Annotated in this window: 20 protein-coding genes and 1 pseudogene; 18 read left to right on the forward strand and 3 right to left on the reverse strand. The window is 67.2% G+C overall.

The features are described 5' to 3' along the window. Positions 1 to 6: 6 nt before the first annotated feature. Both AWC25_RS27815 and mqo read right to left on the reverse strand, forming a co-directional pair. Positions 7 to 80 (reverse strand): annotated as a pseudogene (locus AWC25_RS27815) (hypothetical protein); the annotation flags it as partial. A gap of 60 nt (positions 81 to 140) precedes the next feature. Then, positions 141 to 1,628, reverse strand: a complete 1,488-nt coding sequence (gene mqo / locus AWC25_RS07595) for a malate dehydrogenase (quinone) (RefSeq protein ID WP_211281028.1) — start codon at positions 1,626 to 1,628, stop codon at positions 141 to 143. A 117-nt stretch (positions 1,629 to 1,745) separates the two neighbouring features. Between mqo and AWC25_RS27120 the strand changes: the two genes are divergently transcribed. Together AWC25_RS27120 and mtr are read left to right on the forward strand one after the other, a co-directional pair. Beyond that, the gene (locus tag AWC25_RS27120; RefSeq protein ID WP_244899469.1) at positions 1,746 to 2,771 is read left to right on the forward strand and encodes an alpha/beta hydrolase; all 1,026 of its coding nucleotides are present in this window, start codon (positions 1,746 to 1,748) and stop codon (positions 2,769 to 2,771) included. Between the two features lie 3 nt (positions 2,772 to 2,774). Next, positions 2,775 to 4,154 (forward strand): mycothione reductase, encoded by a 1,380-nt coding sequence (gene mtr / locus AWC25_RS07605; RefSeq protein ID WP_069398695.1) that lies wholly within the window; start codon positions 2,775 to 2,777, stop codon positions 4,152 to 4,154. A 4-nt stretch (positions 4,155 to 4,158) separates the two neighbouring features. On the opposite strand, the gene AWC25_RS07610 is transcribed toward mtr, so the two are convergent. Next, on the reverse strand, positions 4,159 to 4,641 hold the full coding sequence (locus tag AWC25_RS07610) for a Fur family transcriptional regulator (protein ID WP_069398694.1): 483 nt from the start codon (positions 4,639 to 4,641) through the stop codon (positions 4,159 to 4,161). Positions 4,642 to 4,807: 166 nt separating this feature from the next. Here AWC25_RS07610 and nicT point away from each other — a divergent pair, with 166 nt between their 5' ends. The 16 genes from nicT to hypE all read left to right on the forward strand — a co-directional run bounded on the left by nicT (position 4,808) and on the right by hypE (position 18,814). After that, positions 4,808 to 5,926 (forward strand): Nickel transporter NicT, encoded by a 1,119-nt coding sequence (nicT, locus tag AWC25_RS07615; protein ID WP_069398693.1) that lies wholly within the window; start codon positions 4,808 to 4,810, stop codon positions 5,924 to 5,926. 89 nt (positions 5,927 to 6,015) lie between these two features. Continuing rightward, a complete protein-coding gene (locus AWC25_RS07620; RefSeq protein WP_061558970.1) occupies positions 6,016 to 6,351 on the forward strand; it encodes a hydrogenase maturation nickel metallochaperone HypA in 336 nt (111 codons plus the stop codon). Positions 6,352 to 6,400: 49 nt separating this feature from the next. Continuing rightward, the gene (locus AWC25_RS27655) at positions 6,401 to 6,526 is read left to right on the forward strand and encodes a hypothetical protein (RefSeq protein ID WP_254902393.1); all 126 of its coding nucleotides are present in this window, start codon (positions 6,401 to 6,403) and stop codon (positions 6,524 to 6,526) included. Between the two features lie 84 nt (positions 6,527 to 6,610). After that, positions 6,611 to 7,666, forward strand: a complete 1,056-nt coding sequence (locus AWC25_RS07625) for an NADH-quinone oxidoreductase subunit B family protein (protein WP_085166568.1) — start codon at positions 6,611 to 6,613, stop codon at positions 7,664 to 7,666. 72 nt (positions 7,667 to 7,738) lie between these two features. Beyond that, a complete protein-coding gene (locus AWC25_RS07630) occupies positions 7,739 to 9,538 on the forward strand; it encodes a nickel-dependent hydrogenase large subunit (protein ID WP_069398692.1) in 1,800 nt (599 codons plus the stop codon). After that, complete coding sequence (locus AWC25_RS07635; RefSeq protein ID WP_069398691.1) at positions 9,539 to 10,438, forward strand: NifU family protein; 900 nt, start codon at positions 9,539 to 9,541, stop codon at positions 10,436 to 10,438. Further along, a complete protein-coding gene (locus tag AWC25_RS07640; protein WP_085166569.1) occupies positions 10,435 to 11,070 on the forward strand; it encodes a DUF5947 family protein in 636 nt (211 codons plus the stop codon). The genes AWC25_RS07635 and AWC25_RS07640 overlap by 4 nt, the downstream gene beginning before the upstream one ends. Continuing rightward, positions 11,067 to 11,705 carry a DUF6084 family protein gene (locus AWC25_RS07645; RefSeq protein ID WP_069398689.1) on the forward strand — a complete coding sequence of 213 codons (639 nt, stop codon included), beginning with the start codon at positions 11,067 to 11,069 and terminating at the stop codon, positions 11,703 to 11,705. Before AWC25_RS07640 ends, AWC25_RS07645 begins: the two co-directional genes overlap by 4 nt. Beyond that, a complete protein-coding gene (locus AWC25_RS07650; protein ID WP_085166570.1) occupies positions 11,702 to 13,063 on the forward strand; it encodes a hypothetical protein in 1,362 nt (453 codons plus the stop codon). The genes AWC25_RS07645 and AWC25_RS07650 overlap by 4 nt, the downstream gene beginning before the upstream one ends. Further along, a complete protein-coding gene (locus AWC25_RS27820; RefSeq protein ID WP_372513418.1) occupies positions 13,051 to 13,170 on the forward strand; it encodes a DUF6893 family small protein in 120 nt (39 codons plus the stop codon). The genes AWC25_RS07650 and AWC25_RS27820 overlap by 13 nt, the downstream gene beginning before the upstream one ends. A 17-nt stretch (positions 13,171 to 13,187) precedes the next feature. Then, positions 13,188 to 13,682 carry a hydrogenase maturation protease gene (locus AWC25_RS07655; RefSeq protein WP_069398687.1) on the forward strand — a complete coding sequence of 165 codons (495 nt, stop codon included), beginning with the start codon at positions 13,188 to 13,190 and terminating at the stop codon, positions 13,680 to 13,682. A 1-nt stretch (position 13,683) separates the two neighbouring features. Next, positions 13,684 to 13,938, forward strand: a complete 255-nt coding sequence (locus tag AWC25_RS07660) for a HypC/HybG/HupF family hydrogenase formation chaperone (protein WP_061558962.1) — start codon at positions 13,684 to 13,686, stop codon at positions 13,936 to 13,938. Between the two features lies 1 nt (position 13,939). Continuing rightward, the gene (hypF, locus tag AWC25_RS07665) at positions 13,940 to 16,327 is read left to right on the forward strand and encodes a carbamoyltransferase HypF (RefSeq protein WP_069398686.1); all 2,388 of its coding nucleotides are present in this window, start codon (positions 13,940 to 13,942) and stop codon (positions 16,325 to 16,327) included. Further along, positions 16,324 to 17,052: a HypC/HybG/HupF family hydrogenase formation chaperone gene (locus AWC25_RS07670; protein WP_069398685.1), complete on the forward strand. Its 729-nt coding sequence runs from the start codon at positions 16,324 to 16,326 to the stop codon at positions 17,050 to 17,052. The genes hypF and AWC25_RS07670 overlap by 4 nt, the downstream gene beginning before the upstream one ends. Beyond that, positions 17,052 to 17,717 (forward strand): D-sedoheptulose-7-phosphate isomerase, encoded by a 666-nt coding sequence (locus tag AWC25_RS07675; protein WP_069398684.1) that lies wholly within the window; start codon positions 17,052 to 17,054, stop codon positions 17,715 to 17,717. The genes AWC25_RS07670 and AWC25_RS07675 overlap by 1 nt, the downstream gene beginning before the upstream one ends. Beyond that, positions 17,714 to 18,814, forward strand: coding sequence for a hydrogenase expression/formation protein HypE (hypE, locus tag AWC25_RS07680; protein WP_085166571.1), 1,101 nt, complete (start codon positions 17,714 to 17,716; stop codon positions 18,812 to 18,814). The genes AWC25_RS07675 and hypE overlap by 4 nt, the downstream gene beginning before the upstream one ends. The last annotated feature ends 7 nt before the right edge of the window (positions 18,815 to 18,821 follow it).

The raw sequence follows: 18,821 nt of genomic DNA on the forward strand, positions 1-18,821 counted from the left end.
GCTCCTTCTCATCGCTGCACTCTGCATCGTCGCCGGCGCGAGTCATCGGCGCCGCTCCTTCTCATCGCTGCACTCTGCATCGTCGCCGGCGCGAGTCATTAGCGCCGCTCCTTGTGCTCCCCTACGCTGCACGCTGCGTGTCATGAGGCGTTCAACTGTAGTGCCTTGGCGCTCCACGATCGCACCTCGTCGTAAAGCCGGGGCTCCTCGGACAGCTGTGTCCCCAGCGAGGGAACCATCTCTTTGAGTCTGGGCAGCCACGCTTGATACCGGTTGGCGAAACACCGTTGCAGCACCTCGAGCATGATCGGCACGGCCGTCGAGGCGCCCGGCGAGCCGCCGAGCAGGCCGGCGATACTGCCGTCGGCGGCGCCCACCACGGTGGTGCTGAATTCCAGCGCTCCGCCCCTTTTCTTGTCCCGCCGGATCACCTGCACCCGCTGACCGGCGACCGTCAGTTCCCAGTCCGAATCGGCGGCGCTGGGCGCGAATTCGCGCAGTGCCCGCATCCGGTCGGCGCCCGTCAGCCGCAACTGGCGGATCAAGTAGGCGACCAGCGCCAACTCGGTCATTCCGACGCCCAGCATCGACACCACGTTGTCGGCGCGCACCGATCGGGGCAAATCGCTGGCGTGGCCGTACTTCAAGAATTTCGGCGACCAACCCGCGTACGGCCCGAACACCAGCCATGACTTGCCATTCACGAACCGCAGATCGAGATGCAGCGCCCCCAACGGCGGCGCGCCGGGTGCGGGCACGCCATACACCTTGGCCCGGTGCCTCGCCGTCAGCCCCGGGTTGTCGGAGCGTAGGAACCGTCCGCCGATCGGGAAGCCGGCGAACCCCCTGACCTCGTTGATGCCGGACTTCTGCAGCAGCGGCAACGCGTCACCGCCGGCGCCGACGAACACGAACTTCGCGATCAGCCTGCGCTTTTCGCCGCTGCGCCGGTTGACGATCCGCACGGTCCAGCCGCCGTCGCCCGTTCGGGTCAAATTACGGACCTCGTGACCGAACAGCACGGTGGCCCCGCCCCGCACACAGAAGCCGACGAGCTGCTTGGCCAGCGAACCGAAGTCGACGTCGGTGCCGTCAGGCGCCCAGTTCAGCGCAATCGGCTCGGAGAAGTCACGGTTGGCCGCCATGAACGGGAGCCGCCGGGCGAACTCGTCGGCATCATCGATCAGCTCGGTGTCGGCGAACAGCGGGTTGTGGGCCAGCGCCTGCCGGCGTCGTCGCAGATAGTCCACACCGGCGGCGCCCCGCACGAAACTGACGTGCGGCACGGCGTTGAGGAAACCGGGGTCGGTGAGGACGCCGTTCTCCACCGCATAGGCCCAGAACTGACGGGTCACCTGGAATTGCTCGTTGATCAACACCGCTTTGGTGATGTCGATCGAATCCCGGGAGCCGGGGCGCTCGGGGGTGTAGTTCATCTCGCACAGCCCGGCGTGGCCGGTGCCGGCGTTGTTCCAGGGACTGCTGCTCTCGGCGGCGACGGCGTCGAGCCGCTCGACCAGTGTGATCGACCACCGCGGCTCGAGCAGCCTGAGCAACGCGGCCAGGGTGGCGCTCATGATGCCGGCACCGACCAGCACGACGTCGGTGTGCACCGTTGAGTCTGACACCCGAGCGCTGATCCTTTCCTGATCCTTGCCGTTCCTCAGGTTATCCCGGGCACCCGCTCCGAAACGACCTGCACGGCCCCGACCAGCAAAAGCATCCGCCAACGCTAAGCTGACCTGGTGACTCGCTGGGTGCCCGATGTCCTGCCTGGCTACTGGCAGTACACCATTGCGCTGGGACCTGATCCGACCGGCGAGGGCGACATCGTCGCAACCCTGATTCGACAGGGCCCCGAACCTGAGACCGCCGGCGGCCCGGGGCACGCCGTCCTCGCGGTTCACGGGTACACCGACTACTTCTTCAACACCGCGCTGGCCGATCACTTCGCGAACCGCGGTTTCACCTTCTACGCGGTAGACCTGCAAAAGTGCGGCCGGTCGCACCGCGACGGCCAGACCCCGCACTTCATCACCGATCTCGCGCATTACGACACCGAACTCGAACGCGCTGTGGCCCTCATCACCGAGCAGGCCGGCGGCGCGAAGGTCCTGATCTACGGTCACTCGGCCGGTGGCCTGATCGTGTCGCTGTGGCTCGACCGGTTACGGCGCCGAAACCCGAACGCGCACTCCAACATCGGCGGGCTGGTCCTCAATAGCCCCTTCCTGGATCTGCACGGCCCGGCGATCCTGCGGCTGGGCATGACCTCCGCCATGATCGCCGGTCTGTCGCGGCTGCGCGCCAAGAGCGTGGTCCGTCCGTCGAGCAAGGGCGGTTACGGCACCACCCTGCACCGCGACTACGACGGTGAGTTCGACTACAACTTGCGGTGGAAACCGTTGGGCGGCTTCCCCATCACCGTGGGTTGGCTGCACGCCGTGCGTCGCGGTCAAACCCGGCTACACCGCGGGCTCGAAGTCGGGGTGCCCAACCTCATTCTGCGATCGGACCACAGCGTGCCTGACAGCGCGGACGCTGCGGCCATGCAACGCGGCGACGCGGTTCTCGACGTCACCCAGATCGCAAGGTGGGCCGGCTGCATCGGGAACCGCAGCGCCGTCATCCCGGTGCCCGACGCCAAACACGACGTGTTCTTGTCGTTGGCCCGGCCGCGCGAGGCCGCCTATCGGGAATTGGACGGCTGGCTGGACGGCTACCTGCGTGCTCACGGCGCCGACGCCCCCGCGTCGTTCGGAAAGGGGTGAGGCGTGGAGACCTACGACATTGCGATCATCGGAACCGGTTCGGGCAACAGCATTCTCGATGACCGATTCGCCGACAAACGGGTGGCGATGTGCGAGCAGGGCACCTTCGGCGGCACCTGCCTCAACGTCGGATGCATCCCGACCAAGATGTTCGTGTACGCGGCCGAGGTCGCCCAGACGATCCGGGACGCGGCGCGCTACGGCATCGACGCCAGCATCGAACGGGTGCGCTGGGACGACATCGTCTCGCGGATCTTCGGGCGCATCGATCCGATCGCGGTCGGAGGCGAGGACTATCGCAGCTCCGCACCCAATATCGATGTGTACAAACAACACACCCGGTTCGGACCCGTCCAGGACGACGGGCGCTACCTGCTGCGCACCGATGCCGGGGAGGAGTTCGCGGCCGACCAGGTGGTGATCGCCGCCGGCGCGCGGCCGGTCATCCCGCCGGCGATCCTCGAGTGCGGTGCCCGCTACTACACCAGCGACACCATCATGCGAATCGCGGAGCTGCCAGAGCATCTGGTGATCGTCGGGGGCGGTTTTGTGTCGGCCGAGTTCGCCCACATCTTCTCCTCGCTCGGCTCGCGGGTCACCCTGGTCGTCCGGGGCTCCGCCTTGTTGCGGCATTGCGACGATGTCCTGTGCAAGCGCTTCACCCGCATCGCGTCGAGTAAATGGGAACTGCACACCCACCGCAACGTCGTGGCCGCCGAGAATGAGGAGTCGGGGATCGCGGTGCGCCTCGACGACGGGCGTACCGTGCACGCCGACGCGATGCTGGTGGCGACCGGCCGCGTCTCCAACGCCGATCAACTTGACCTCGAGCAGGCCGGCGTCGCGGTCGAGGACGGTCTGGTGGTCGTCGACGAACACCAACGCACCACGGCGCGTGGGGTTTTCGCCCTCGGCGATGTCTCTTCGCACTACCAGCTCAAGCACGTCGCCAACCACGAGGCGCGCGTGGTGCAGCACAACCTGCTGTGCGACTGGGATGACACCGCGGCCATGGCCGTCACCGACCACCGCTACGTACCGTCCGCGGTGTTCACCGATCCTCAGATCGCCTGCGTCGGATTGACCGAAAACGAAGCCATCGCACAGGGTTTCAAGATCTCAACCAAGATTCAGGACTACGGCGACGTCGCCTACGGCTGGGCGATGGAGGACACCACCGGGATCGTGAAACTCATCGCCGAGCGCGGCACCGGGCGGTTGCTGGGGGCCCACGTCATGGGCTATCAAGCCTCGTCGATCATTCAGCCGTTGATCCAGGCCATGAGCTTCGGACTGACCGCACCGCAGCTGGCCCGCGGGCAGTACTGGATCCATCCGGCGCTGCCGGAGGTGGTGGAAAACGCGCTGCTGGGGCTGCGCTGACCGCTCAGCGCAGGCCCGCCGACTCGACTTCCTGGCACTGTGGGCACAAGCCGTGCAACGTCAGGCCCGCCCGTTCCGACAAGGCGAACGCGCTGCCGGCCATCGCGTGTTCGAGCGCAGAGCTGAGCTGCCGGGCGGGCACCTCGATCATCGAGTCGCACTCGGTGCACACCGCGTGGTGGTGCGGCGCCGTCGCGAGCCCGTAGGTGGTGGTGCCGCCCTCGAGGGTCAGCGCGTGCAGCACCGACTGCTCCACCAGGGTGGTCACGGTGCGGTAGATGGTGGCCAGGTCGGGTGGCTGGGTGCCGGCAGGCAGGCACTCCTGCACCCGCTGGTGAATTTCCGCGACCGACAGGTGCCCGTTGACCGGTTCGAGCACCGCCAACACCTGAATCCGCGATGCCATCCGCCGCAGCCCCCGGGCGCGCAGGAATTCGCCGATACGTTCGGTAACCACGGGATCGAGTGCCGACGAGTTGGATGTCACCTGTTCAGTGTCCCGCCGGTCACGCTGGATTGCCAGTAGTCGGCGTTTCTTAGGCCGAAGCTCCTGCAACTCACTTGCATCGATCTCGCCCCCGAACCTAAGGTCGTGGGCGTTGTCATCCGCTCGACGCACCACACCCCGACACACCCCGACACAGTAGGACCGAATGTCCAGCACGGAGCTCGCCCCACCGCAGTCCCGGTTCGCCAGGTTGCATGGCTTGCTGACCGCCACCGAATGGGGGCGGCTGGGCGCGATGCTGACGGCGATCGTTGCGCTGCACGTCGTCGGCTGGGCCACCCTGCTGTTCCTGGTCGATCCGGCGCGACTCTCCGTGGGCGGCAAGGCATTCGGAATCGGCGTTGGCCTGACGGCCTATGCCCTGGGTTTGCGGCACGCCTTCGACGCCGATCACATCGCCGCGATCGACAACACCACCCGCAAGCTGATGGGTGACGGGCAACGCCCCCTTGCCGTCGGGTTCTTCTTTTCGTTGGGCCACTCCACCGTGGTGTTCACGCTGGCGATGCTGCTGGCCATCGGCGCGAAAACCCTCGTCGGGCCCGTCGAGAACGACTCGTCGGCGCTGCACCACTACACCGGCCTGATCGGCACCGGCATCTCCGGAGTGTTCCTGTACCTGATCGCCCTCTTGAACCTGGTTGTGCTGGCTGGGATTTTGCGGGTGTTTCTACGCTTGCGGCACGGCCATTACGACGAGGCCGAACTCGAGCAGCAGTTGGCCGGCCGCGGCTTCCTGAACCGGATTTTCGGCCGCTTCACCCGTTCGATCACCAAGTCGTGGCACATGTACCCGATCGGGTTGCTGTTCGGTCTGGGCTTCGACACCGCGACCGAGATCGCACTACTGGTATTGGCGGGTACCAGCGCGGCGGCCGGGTTGCCGTGGTACGCCATCTTGTGTTTGCCCGTGCTGTTCGCCGCCGGCATGTGCCTGCTGGACACCATCGACGGATCGTTCATGAACTTCGCCTACGGGTGGGCGTTCGCCAAACCGGTGCGCAAGATCTACTACAACATCACCATCACCGGGCTGTCGGTGGTGGTCGCCCTGTTGATCGGCAGCATCGAGCTGATCGACCTGTTCGCCGAGCAACTCGGCTGGCGTGGCCCGTTCTGGGACTGGGTGCAAACCCTGGACCTGAATGCCGTCGGCTTCGTCATCGTCGGTCTGTTCGCGCTGACCTGGGTGGCGGCGCTGGTGGTGTGGCGGTACGGCCGCATCGAAGAGAAGTGGGCTCCGGTCGCCGAGAGCACGATCTAGCGGTCCCTACGCCAGCTGCGGGTATTCGTCGCGGCTGGCGCGGAGTAGAAACAACGGTATGGGGGCGCTCCCGACGCCGACGGCCGGCGATGCATGAGCTCTCGCTGTGCGAGGCGATCGCCGGTGTGGTGAAGGCCCATGCGGACGGGCGGCACGTCGACGTGGTGCGCGTCCGGATCGGCGCGCTGCGTCAAGTGGTCCCCGAGTCGTTGTCGTTTTGCTGGACCCTGGTCCGCGACGCGCAGAGCCTGCCCGACGCCGAGCTCGAACTCGAGTGTGTCGGCGCCGAGGTGCGCTGCCGTTCCTGCGGTCGGCAATCTGAGATCACGTCGACGTGGTCGATTTGGTGCCCGCAGTGCGACAGCTCCGACGTGCAGGTGCTGCACGGCGACGAGTTCCTGGTGACATCGCTGGACGTCTCCTGAAAGGGCTTGCCGCCCAGCCGAATTCGACGTCGGCGAGCATGGAGATCCGGTGTTACTCAACAAGATTGACCGCACGCCGCAACTGGACGCCGAGGTGGACACCCACCTTGCCCACGGGCGCCAGGGATCGATCGCGGCGGGGGTGACCGTTGACAACTCCAAGGGGCGGGAGTAAACCCAGAAACAACGCTGCGCAAGTGGGCCGACGGTCGACTCCGGCAGCGTGAGGGACCCCAGCCCGGCCCCGGAAAGCTGCAGCATGCCAACGGAAGCAGCAGTCAAAGCGGAAGAAACATTGATCCACGTCCTTTGGATCAATGCGGGCCTCAGTTGTGATGGCGATTCGGTGGCGTTGACTGCCGCCACCCAGCCCAGTGTCGAGGAGATCGCCCTCGGAGCTCTTCCCGGTCTCCCCAAAGTCGCCGTGCATTGGCCCCTGATCGATTTCGAATGCGGCCCCACCGGAGGCGCCGACGACTTCCTGCAATGGTTCTTCAAGGCCGACCGCGGCGAACTGGAGCCATTCGTCCTCGTGGTCGAGGGGTCCATTCCGAACGAGAACATCAAGCAGGAGGGTTACTGGTGCGGGTTCGGCAACGACCCCGCGACCGGCCAGCCGATGACCACCAGCGAGTGGCTGGACCGGCTTGCCCCCAAGGCCACCGCAATCGTCGCCGTCGGCACCTGTGCAACCTACGGCGGGATCCACGCCATGGCGGGCAATCCGACCGGAGCGATGGGCGTGCCCGATTATCTGGGCTGGGGCTGGCAGAGCAAGGCCGGCATCCCGATCGTGTGCGTACCGGGCTGCCCGATCCATCCCGACAACTTGTCGGAAACGCTGACCTATCTGCTCTACATGGCGACAGGTCAGGCGCCGATGATTCCGCTCGACGATGCGCTGCGCCCGAAGTGGTTGTTCGGCCACACCGTCCACGAAGGCTGCGACCGGGCTGGCTATTACGAGCAGGGCGACTTCGCCACCGAGTACGGGTCACCGAAATGCATTGTCAAGCTTGGCTGTTGGGGCCCCGTGGTGAAGTGCAATGTGCCCAAACGAGGTTGGATCAACGGAATCGGCGGTTGCCCGAACGTCGGCGGCATCTGCATCGGGTGCACAATGCCGGGATTCCCCGACAAGTTCATGCCGTTCATGGACGAGCCACCGGGCGGCAAGCTCTCCAGCACCGCGTCCGGGTTGTACGGCTCCGTGATTCGCAGCTTGAGGGGTATCACGGCCCGCACCGTCGACAAGGAACCGCGCTGGCGCCACAAGGGCACTGAACTTACCACCGGGGCACGCCGCACCTGGTAGGTGCCGGGCGCGTGCGTCAAATTTTCCAGCGATCTTCACGCCACATGCCGTCGGGCAGAGAGTAGTAATGCGATGACAACCATCATTCCCAAGCCCACGCAAGACAAGCAGCAGCCGGGTCAACTCGTCGACATGTCGTGGGACCCGATCACCCGGATCGTGGGCAGCCTAGGCATCTACACCAAGATCGACTTCGAGAACCGCCAAGTCGTCGAATGCCACAGCACCTCGTCGATTTTCCGCGGCTACTCGATCTTCATGAAGGGCAAGGACCCGCGCGACGCCCACTTCATCACCAGCCGGATCTGCGGCATCTGCGGCGACAACCACGCCACCTGCTCCTGCTACGCCCAGAACATGGCCTATGGCGTCAAGCCGCCATACCTGGGCGAGTGGATCGTCAACCTCGGCGAGGCCGCGGAATACATGTTCGACCACAACATCTTCCAGGAAAACCTGGTCGGAGTGGACTTCTGCGAGAAGATGGTCGCCGAAACCAACCCCAGCGTGCTCTCGTTGGCCGAGAAGACCCCGGCCCCACAGGCCGGCGCCCACGGCTACCGGACCATCGCCGACATCATGCGTTCGCTCAACCCATTCAGCGGCGAGTTCTACCGCGAGGCGTTACAGGTCAGCCGGTGGACCCGGGAAATGTTCTGCCTGATGGAGGGTCGCCACGTGCACCCCTCCACGCTGTACCCGGGCGGAGTCGGCACCGTGGCGACCATCCAGCTGATGACCGACTACCTGACCCGGCTGATGCGCTACGTGGAGTTCATGAAGAAGGTCGTGCCCATGCACGACGACCTGTTCGACTTCTTCTACGAAGCGCTGCCCGGCTACCAGAACGTCGGACTGCGCCGCACGTTGCTCGGCTGCTGGGGTTCCTTCCAGGACCCCGAGGTATGCAACTTCGAGTACCGAGACATGGAACGCTGGGGCAACGCAATGTTCGTCACGCCGGGCGTGGTGGTCGACGGCAAGCTAGTCACCCACTCGCTGGTCGACATCAACCTCGGCATCCGAATCCTTTTGGGCAGTTCGTATTACGACGACTGGACCGACCAGGAGACGTTCGTCAAGACCGATCCGCTGGGCAACGCCGTGGACCGGCGCCACCCGTGGAACCAGCACACCAACCCCCATCCGCAGAAGCGCGACATGGATGGCGGCAAGTACAGCTGGGTGATGTCGCCGCGCTGGTTCGACGGCAAAGATCATCTGGCATTGGATACCGGCGGCGGTCCGCTGGCCCGGCTGTGGGCGACCGCCCTGGCTGGCCTGGTCGACATCGGTTACGTCAAAGCGACCGGCAGCAGCGTGCAGATCAACCTGCCCAAGACCGCCCTGTTGGGACCGGTCGAGCTGGAGTGGAAGATCCCACAGCACGGCAGCAACACGATCGAACGCGACCGGGCGCGCACCTACTTCCAGGCCTACGCCGCGGCCTGTGCGCTGCACTTCGCCGAGAAGGCGCTCGAGGAGATCCGGGCCGGACGCACCAAGACCTGGGAGAAATTCGAGGTGCCCGACGAGGCGATCGGCTGCGGCTTCACCGAGGCGGTGCGCGGCGTGCTGAGCCACCACCTGGTGATCCGGGACGGCAAGATCGCGAACTATCACCCCTACCCGCCCACGCCGTGGAATGCCAACCCGCGCGACAGCTTTGGCACGCCGGGCCCCTACGAGGACGCGGTGCAGGGACAGCCGATCTTCGAGGAGAACGGCCGGGAGAACTTCAAGGGCATCGACATCATGCGCACGGTGCGTAGCTTCGACCCCTGCCTGCCGTGCGGTGTGCACATGTATCTGGGGAAGGGCAGAACCCTGGACAGACTGCACACGCCGACCCAGTCACCTGCCGAGGAGTGAGTGAAGGTGGATCGCCCGGGGGTCCCGGACAGCGAAACACAGTGGCGCACGGCGGGCGATCGAATCCAGACACTCCTGGATTCGTGCGCCGCGGCCGGAACGGGCGCGCACGAACGTGCGCGACAGCTGGTTCGTGAGGTGGTCGCGCTCTACGGCGCCGGGCTGGAACGGATCCTGCGGCTGGGCGGCCCGCAGCTAGCCGAGCGGCTGGCCACCGACGACCTGGTGGCCAGCCTGCTCCTTATCCACGACCTGCATCCGCACAATGTCGACCGCCGGGTGTCGGACGCCCTGGACCGGGTCCGCCCCTACCTCGGTTCGCACGGCGGTGACGTCGAGTTGATCGACGTCACCGCGGACGGCGTTGTGCGGCTGGCGTTTCGGGGAAGCTGCAAGAGTTGCCCGTCGTCGGCGGCCACGCTGGAGCTCGCCGTCGAGGACGCGATCCGTGCCGCGGCGCCGGGCATTGCCACGATCGAGGTGGTGGGCGCCGAAGCCGCGGCCCGCCCCGCCGTTATCCCCGCCGACACGCTGTTGGCCCCACTACGCTCCAACGGCCACCGCCATTCCACCGCCACGAGCTGGCATCCGGTGCCCGAGGTCGCCGGGCTCGAACCGGGCGACGTGGCCGGGTTCCTTGTTGCGGGCAGCACGCTACTGGTGTGCAGGCTCGGTGACCTGCCCCTGGCCTACCGTGACTACTGCCCGGTGTGCGACGACTCCCTGGCAGGGGCACAGCTACGCGAAACGATGCTGGGCTGCCCGCGCTGCGGCACGCAGTTCGACGTGGCGCACGCGGGTGCGGGGCCCAACGGTTCCCACCTCGACCCGCTCCCCCTGCTGCTGCGCGACGGGGTGCCCTCGGTCGCGCTGCCCGAGCCGCTGGGGGCGGGCAGATGACCAGTCCCTACGACGTTTTGGCCCGCATCACCGCGGTGCGGTCGGTTCCCGAGCCGGCCGGCGAGCGCTGCGAAATGTGCTCCGAGCTGATCGCGGACGAGCATCAGCATGTGGTGAATGTCGCCGGCCGCCAACTGTTGTGCGTGTGCCGAGCCTGCTATCTGCTGTTCACCGACGTCGATGCCGAACTGCGTTATCGCGCGGTGCCGGACCGGTATCTGGCCTTCCCGGACTTCGCGCTGGACCGGCAGACCTGGGACGCCTTGCAGATCCCGGTCGGGGTGGCATTCTTTTTCAGGAACTCCGCGCTGCGGCGCACCGTCGCGTTCTACCCCGGCCCGGCCGGGGCGTGCGAGTCCGAATTGGACCTCGCCGCCTGGAACGCCCTCAGCAACGCCGACGCCCGGGTGCACCTGCTGACCGACGACGTCGAAGCCCTGCTGGTGCGGGCACCCGAATCAGGTTCTCCGCACACGTATCTCGTCCCCATCGACGCCTGCTATGAGTTCGTCGGTCGATTGCGGCTGCTGTGGCGCGGGTTCGACGGCGGCCAACAGGCGCGCGACTTCATCGACGGCTTCTTCGCCACGATCGACGCCCGCGCCTCGCAAACACCCGGGACACCACCATGACCGAGGTGAACTTCGCGGTGCTCGACGTCGCACCCGAACCCTATGCCGTCACCCCGGTGCTCACCGCCCGCGTCGGCGTGACCGCCGACGGCGACGATCCGGTGCACGCCATCGCGCTGCGCTGCCAGGTGCGCATCGAGCCGGCGCGCCGGCCGTACACCGACGGGGAAGCGGCCGGGCTGACCGACCTGTTCGGCCCGCGTGAGCGCTGGACGAGCACCCAGCACGGCTTCCTTTGGCAGCACTGCGCCGCTATGGTGCCCGGGTTCACCGGCCACAGCACGGTGGACCTGGCGCTGGAATGCACCTATGACTTCGAAGTCGCGGCCGCGAAGTATCTGCACGCGCTGCGCGACGGCGCGATACCGCTGCAATTCCTGTTCAGCGGAACCGTATTCGTCAGGTCAGGGCGTGGCTTCTCGGTCCGGCAGGTGCCGTGGGACCGCGAGTGCCGCTACGACATGCCGGTCGACGTCTGGCGCGCGCTGATGGCACAGCACTTCCCCAACTCGGGCTGGGTGCGGTTGGGTCACGAGACCATCGCCGCACTGATCGCCTACAAGTCCGCACAAGGCTTGCTCGACCTGGACGGCGCGGTGACCTCGCTGTTGGACTTCGAACGGACCGCGGTATGACCACGCCGACCTGGGACCGGGCCCGCGCCGTCGCCGACGCGGTGCTCTACGAGGGCTACCTGCTGTACCCGTACCGTGGTACCTCCGCCAAGAATCAATCACGTTGGCAATTCGGCGTTTTAGGGCCACCCGATGCGGGCGAGGCAGGCCTTGGCGAAGACGACGCCCTGGCGGCGCAGTTCCTGGTCGAGGACGCCGAGGCGATCACCGTGGTGGTGCGTTTTTTACAGTTGCAACACCGGCGGGCCGAGCGCGAGGAAGCCGACGGGCGGTTCACACCCGTCGGGCAATTGACAACGCCGGCCGGGTCCTGGCTGACCTGGGATGAGGCCGTCGAATGCGAGAGCTCGTTCGGGCCCATCGCATTAGGTGATCTGCCGTGCACAGCGCCAGTCGTGGCGGGCGCGGCGGTCGACATCGAAGTGCTCGGCGGTGGCCGCCTGGTGCGCGAACGCAAACAGATTCGCGGCGAGCTCACCCTCTCCAGCGAAGCCGACGGCGCCGTGCGCAGGATGTCGGCGCGGTTGACCAACTCCGGCGCCGCAGCACTCGACAAGGACGACGCGATCGCCCGGTCGATGATCGGCACCCACCTGATCGCCGTGGTTACAGGGGGCCGGTTCGTCTCGATGCTCGAGCCGCCGGCAGCGGCCGCCGACGCGGTGTCCCGATGCCGCCAACACCGCTGCTTCCCGGTCCTGGCCGGCCCGCCCGACAGCCAGGACACGCTGCTGATCTCGCCGATCATTCTGTACGACCACCCCGAAGTCGCCGAGCAAAGCAACACCGCGCTCTACGACTGCACCGAGATCGACGAAATCCTGACCCTGCGCGTGCTGACGATGACCGACGACGAGAAGGCGCAGGCGCGGGCCACCGACCCACGGGCCGCCCGGATCATCGACCAGTGCGACGCGATGTCAGCCGAGGCGATGGCACGCCTGCACGGCGTGCTGCGCGACCCGCACCGCGTCGACCCGTCCGCAGGCCTGATTCCCGCGGTGCCCGACGGCATCGATTGGTGGGATCCGCTCGCCGACAACGCCGTTCGACCCGAGCTGGACGCCGTCCTGGTGCACGGGACCCAGGTGGCCCGGGGCAGCCTGGTCCGGCTGCGGCCACGCCGCAACGCTGACGCGCAGGACATCTTCGTCGCCGGCCGGACCGCACGCGTCACGTCGGTGCACGAGGACGTCGAGGGCAACAAACACATCGGGGTTGTGGTCGACGACGACCCCGCCGCCGACCTGCACGACTGGTACGGCCGCTATTTGTACTTCTCTCCCGACGAGATCGAGCCGCTGGCAGCAGCGCACGACATCACAGCCCCGGAAAGGAGTTCGACATGGAAATCGTAGGTTGGGTATTCGTCGCCCTGATCGCCCTGGCGGTCGGGATCGCGTTGGCGCTGGGTGTGGTATCGCTGCCAGATGCCCGCCGCTATCTGAAATTGAGGCGCATGTAGCCGCATCGGGGACGGTCATGACAGCGCGAATCCTGGTGGCTGGCATCGGCAACATCTTTCTGGGCGACGACGGGTTCGGCTCCGAAGTGGTCCGCAACGCCGCGTTGCCGCGCAACGATCCCAGTGTCCGCGTCACCGACTACGGCGTCTCCGGCATGCACCTGGCCTACGACCTGCTCGACGACTGGGACGGCTTGGTGCTCGTCGACGCGGTGCCCAATCGTGGCAACCCGGGCACCTTACACGTGTTCCAGGCTGACCACGACGATTCCCGTTGCGCGGCAAACGGTCTCGATGGACACAGCATGAATCCCGCCGCGGTGTTCGCCAATCTGCGGGCGCTGGGGGGCACACCGCCCTACACCGTGGTCGTGGGGTGCGAGGCGAGCAGCGTCGAGGAGGGCATCGGCCTCACCGACCCCGTCGCCATGGCTGTGCCACGGGCCGCGCAGGCCGTCGAGGAGATCGTCGCCGCGTTGCGGTCTACCAACCCGAGCGTCGAGGGGTGTTGACATGTGCCTGGGAATTCCGGGGCAGGTGATCGAGTTGCTGGACGGCTACGAAGGCCAGCTCGCGTTGGTCGACGTCGCGGGCGAGCAGCGCAAGGTCAATGTCGGCATGCTGCCGGAGGAGACGTTCGCGCCCGGCGACTGGGTGATCATCCACCTGGGCTTCGTGGTCGAAAAGACCGATCGCGCCGGTGCCGACCAGGCGATGGAGGGTCTCGAGTTGATGGGTCGGGGAATCGCACCCTCGGCCGGCGGCTGAGATGACCGGCGCACCCCTGCTGCTACGGCCCGACCTCGCCACGGACCACGTGCGGCAGCGCCTCACCGTCACCGGTGTTGTCCAGGGGGTGGGCTTCCGCCCGTTCGTGCACCGGCTTGCCAACGAGCTGGGCCTGGCCGGTTTCGTCGGAAACGATTGCGGCGCAGTGTTCATCGAAATACAGGGCGAACGGCCCCAGGTGGCGGAATTCGTGCGCCGGCTCGCCGCCGATGCGCCGCCGCTGGCCCGCCTCACCGCGGTCACGTCGACCGACCTGATGACCGACCCGGCATGCGGCGGCCAATTTCGGATCGTGGCCAGCGCGCCGACCGGCATTGGTAAGACGCCCATCTCCCCCGACATCGCGGTGTGCGACGAGTGTGTCGCCGAGCTGTTCGACCCGGGTAACCGCCGCTATCGGCACCCGTTCGTCACCTGCACCAACTGCGGACCCCGGTTCACCATCATCCGCGAGCTACCCTACGACCGCCCGGCCACCACGATGGCTGGATTCCCGATGTGTGACCGGTGCGCCGCCGAATACCACGATCCCGCGGACCGCCGATTCCACGCCCAACCCATCGCCTGCCCCGAATGCGGTCCCGCGCTGTGGTTCTCGGCCGGGACACGGCGGGTCGCCGGCTCCGATCCGGCAGTGGCGGCCGCACAACGGGCATTGGCGACCGGAGCGGTGGTCGCCATCAAGGGAATCGGCGGCTACCACCTGGCGTGCGCCGTGCAGGACGAGACAGCCGTCGACACGTTGCGCGCCCGAAAGACGCGCGGCGCCAAGCCGTTCGCCATGCTGGTCCGCGACCTCGATGTGGCGCGCCGCTACGCCCACCTCGACGCAACCGGGGCGACGGTACTGACGAGCCCCGCTCGCCCGATAGTGTTGTTGCGGCGCCGCCGGGACGCACCCGTCGCCGAAGCCGTTGCACCGGGCCACCCGCTGCTCGGCTTGATGCTGCCGTACTCCCCCCTCCACCACCTCCTATTGACGGAAGTTCCGGGAGGCCCCGGCGCCGAAGCGGCACCGGAAGCGTTGGTACTCACCAGCGCCAACCGCAGCGACGAACCGATTTGCTTCACCGACGACGACGTCGAGGCCAGGCTGCCGGAACTCTGCGATGCGATCCTCGACCACGATCGGCCCATTCACGTGCCCTGTGACGACTCCGTGGTGCGCGTCGTAAGGGACGACGCCGAAGGCAGCGAACTCCCGCTGCGCCGGTCCCGCGGCTACGCACCGCTGCCGATCGACCTGAACCTCGATGGGCGCATCGACGCGCGACGGGCCCCCAGCGTCCTGGCGGTGGGCGGGGAACTGAAGAACACCTTCTGTCTCACCGACGGTGCGCTCGCCTACCTGTCCGGTCATATCGGGGACATGGCTACCTGGGAGACCCTGCGTGCATTCGAGCGGGCGGTTGGTCAACTCAGCGAGATCCGAGGCACCCCAACACGATTCGCGGCCGACCTGCATCCGGGGTATCACACCCGCAATTGGGCCGAGCGCCACGGCGGCGGCAGGCCACTGGATCTGATCCAACACCACCACGCGCACGTCGTGTCGCTGTTGGCCGAACACGGGCGCATCGGCGAACCTGTCGTGGGCGTGGCCTTCGACGGCACCGGCTACGGTCCCGATCACACCATCTGGGGCGGGGAGATTCTCACCCTCGGGCCGGACAGCCACCGCTTCGCGCGGGCGGCCCACCTGCGTCCGGCGCCACTGCCCGGCGGCGACTCGGCGATCCGCAATCCATGGCGGGCGGCACTGTCCCAGTTATGGATCGCCGGCATCGACTTCGGCGGCGACCTCGCACCGGTCGCCGCAGCCACCCCGGACGAACTACGGCTGGTCCGCTCGCAATTGGAAACCGGTGCGGGATGTGTCCCGTGTTCCAGCGTGGGGCGGCTGTTCGACGCGGTCGCGTCGCTACTCGGGGTGCGACACCGCGTCGACTACGAAGGCCAGGCCGCGATCGAACTCGAGGCACTCGCCGAACGCGCCGACGGCCCCGTTCCCTCGCTACCGCTGCCGGTCCGTCCCAACGGGGTGATCGACCCAACCACCCTGATCCAAACGATGGTCTCGGCGCTGTACGCCGGTACCCCACCCGCGCGGCTGGCCGCCGCGTTTCACCGGGCGATCGCGGCCGCGGTCGCCAAGGCAGTCTCGCTGGTGGCCGGGCCCACCCGACTGGTCGGCCTTACTGGCGGCGTGTTCCAGAACGTACTGCTGCTACGCCTATGTCGGGAATTGTTGCAAAACAACGGCTTTGAGGTGCTGAGCCACCACTTGGTGCCACCTAACGACGGCGGACTGGCGTTGGGACAGGCAGTGATCTCGATGCTGACCGCGCTCGAGGAGGCAAAGACATGACACCCATCGCCGCGATCGACCGCGGACTGAGCGCCGGGCTGGCCGCCGAACTAACCGACGACCTGGCCGCCACGGCCTTCACCGTGGCGAAGCGATTCGCCGCGGGCGCCACCATGTGGTCGATCGCCCCGTCCTGGGAACCGCATGCCCTGCACATCGCGGTCGAATTCGTCCATCCGGTGATCATGGGCAAACGGGCGTTACCGGCGGTCGCGCTCACCGGACCGGATCTGGTGGACCTGGCGCGAGTGTCGGTGCAGCCCGGCGACGTCGTGATCGCCGTTGCCGGCGCCGACGACGCGCAGGCACGTTCGGTGCTGCGCCGAGCCCCGGCATGGGGAGCCACCACGATCTGGATCGGCAGCGGCGCCCGGCCGCCGGCCGGTGCCGCCGATCACGTGCTCTGGCTCGACGATCCCGATCCGCGGGTGCCGGCAACCGGCGGATTCGTGCTGTTTTACCACCTGCTGTGGGAGCTCACCCATGTCTGTTTCGAGCACTCCGGGCTGCTCAAACCCGAATGCGCCGAAGACATTTGCCTCACCTGCAGCGACGAAGGCCGGCTGGGCGAGGTCGTGGGCCCCTCGACCGGCGGGCAGGCCGCGGTCCGCACGGCCCGCGGGGTGCAGAACGTGATCACGACGCTGGTCGAGCCGGTCGCCGCCGGCGACCTGGTGCTGGTGCACGCAGGCACGGCAATCAGCAAGATCCAGGAGGGTCTTTGATGAGCGACGAACCCACCAACTTCCTCTACCCCTTCATCGACGCCGAAGAGAGCGACCCACCCTCGCTGCTCGCCGACCTGGCCGCATCAGCACAGGCCAAGGCGGCCGAGAGCCTGGCGTTGCGGCGCTCAACCCTGCAGGCCAATGCGGAACTGCTGGAGCTGGCGGGCGCCGAGACGGCGCGCCGCTTCGCCGCCGGCGGCCGGATGTTCACCTTCGGAAACGGCGGCAGCTGTACGGATGCCACCACCCTCGCGAGCTTGTTCGCCAGGCCGCCGACCGGCGGATCGCTGCCGGCCTGGTCGCTGACCGCCGACCAGGCCATCATGACCGCTCTGGGCAACGACGTCGGATTCGAGCTGGTGTTCGCCCGCCAGCTGATCGCCCGCGCGAAAGCCGGCGACGTCGCGATCGCGATATCCACCAGCGGCAACTCGCCGAACCTGCTCACCGCGCTGGCCGAGGCGCACCAACGTGGCCTCTACACAATCGGTTTCGCCGGCTATGACGGCGGCGCCTTCGTGGACAACCCGAACGTGAACGCCGGCTTCATCGTTCATTCGCAAAGTGTGCACCGGATCCAGGAATCGCAAGCGCTGCTCGGTTACCAGCTGTGGCTGACCGTCCACAAACGACTCGACAACCACGGTGTGGGGGCCGCATGAACAAGTACCTGGCATCGGGACCGCGCTTCGCCGAAGGCGAGGTTATCGAGCGGATCGAGTCATTCCGGCGGCGCCGGCCGCGGTTGCTCGACGATCACGTGACGCTAGCGCACGGCGCCGGCGGCAAAGCGTCGGCGGCATTGCTGGACGCCGTGTTTGTGCAAGCGTTCCGCAATCCGGCGCTGGAGTCACTGGGTGACGGCGCGGTGCTCACCTTGCCCGGCGGGCAGCGACTGGCCATGTCCACGGATTCGTTTGTCGTGCAGCCCAGGCGCTTTCCCGGCGGCTCCGTGGGTGCCCTCGCCGTGCACGGCACCTGCAACGACCTGGCGATGACCGGCGCGGTGCCCGCCTGGATCTCGGCGGCATTCGTGCTCGAAGAGGGCTTCCCCATCGCCGAGTTGAAAGAGATCGTCGCCGATATGGCGACGGCGGCGGCCAATTGCGGCGTGCAGATCGTCACCGGCGACACCAAGGTGGTCCCGGCAGGCGCCGCCGACGGCCTGTTCGTCACCACCACCGGAGCCGGCGTGATTCCGTCCGGGCGGACGCTGTCGGCCGATTCGGTTCGCGTCGGCGACAAACTGCTGCTCTCCGGGACTATGGGCGACCACGGCATGGCGGTCATGCTGGCCCGCGGCGATCTGGCCATCGACGCCGACATCCGCTCCGACACCGCCTCGCTGGGCCCGCTGGTGGAATTGCTGATGGCCGCGGCCCCGTCAACCCGTTGGATGCGCGACGCCACCCGCGGCGGGGTCGGCACCGTGTGCAACGAGCTGGCCCAGGCGTGCGGCTTCGGAGTGCTGCTCGACGAGCGACGGCTTCCCGTACAGCCCACCGTGACCGGCGCGTGCGAGCTGCTCGGTATCGACCCGCTCTACGTGGCCAACGAGGGCAAGTTCGTCGCCGTCGTCGCGGCCGAGGAGGCCGAACCCGGGTTGCGGGCGCTGCGGTCGCACCCGTTGGGCGCCGAGGCCGCCGAAGTAGGGGAAATCGTCGCCGAACCAGCCGAAAGCGTGGTGCTGCGAACCGGTTTCGGCGGCACTCGGATCGTCGACATGCTGGTCGGCGACCCGTTGCCGAGAATTTGCTAAGCCGCAG

Origin of the sequence: Mycobacterium sherrisii (assembly GCF_002102355.1) — a bacterium.
GTDB classification, from domain to species: Bacteria; Actinomycetota; Actinomycetes; order Mycobacteriales; family Mycobacteriaceae; genus Mycobacterium; species Mycobacterium sherrisii.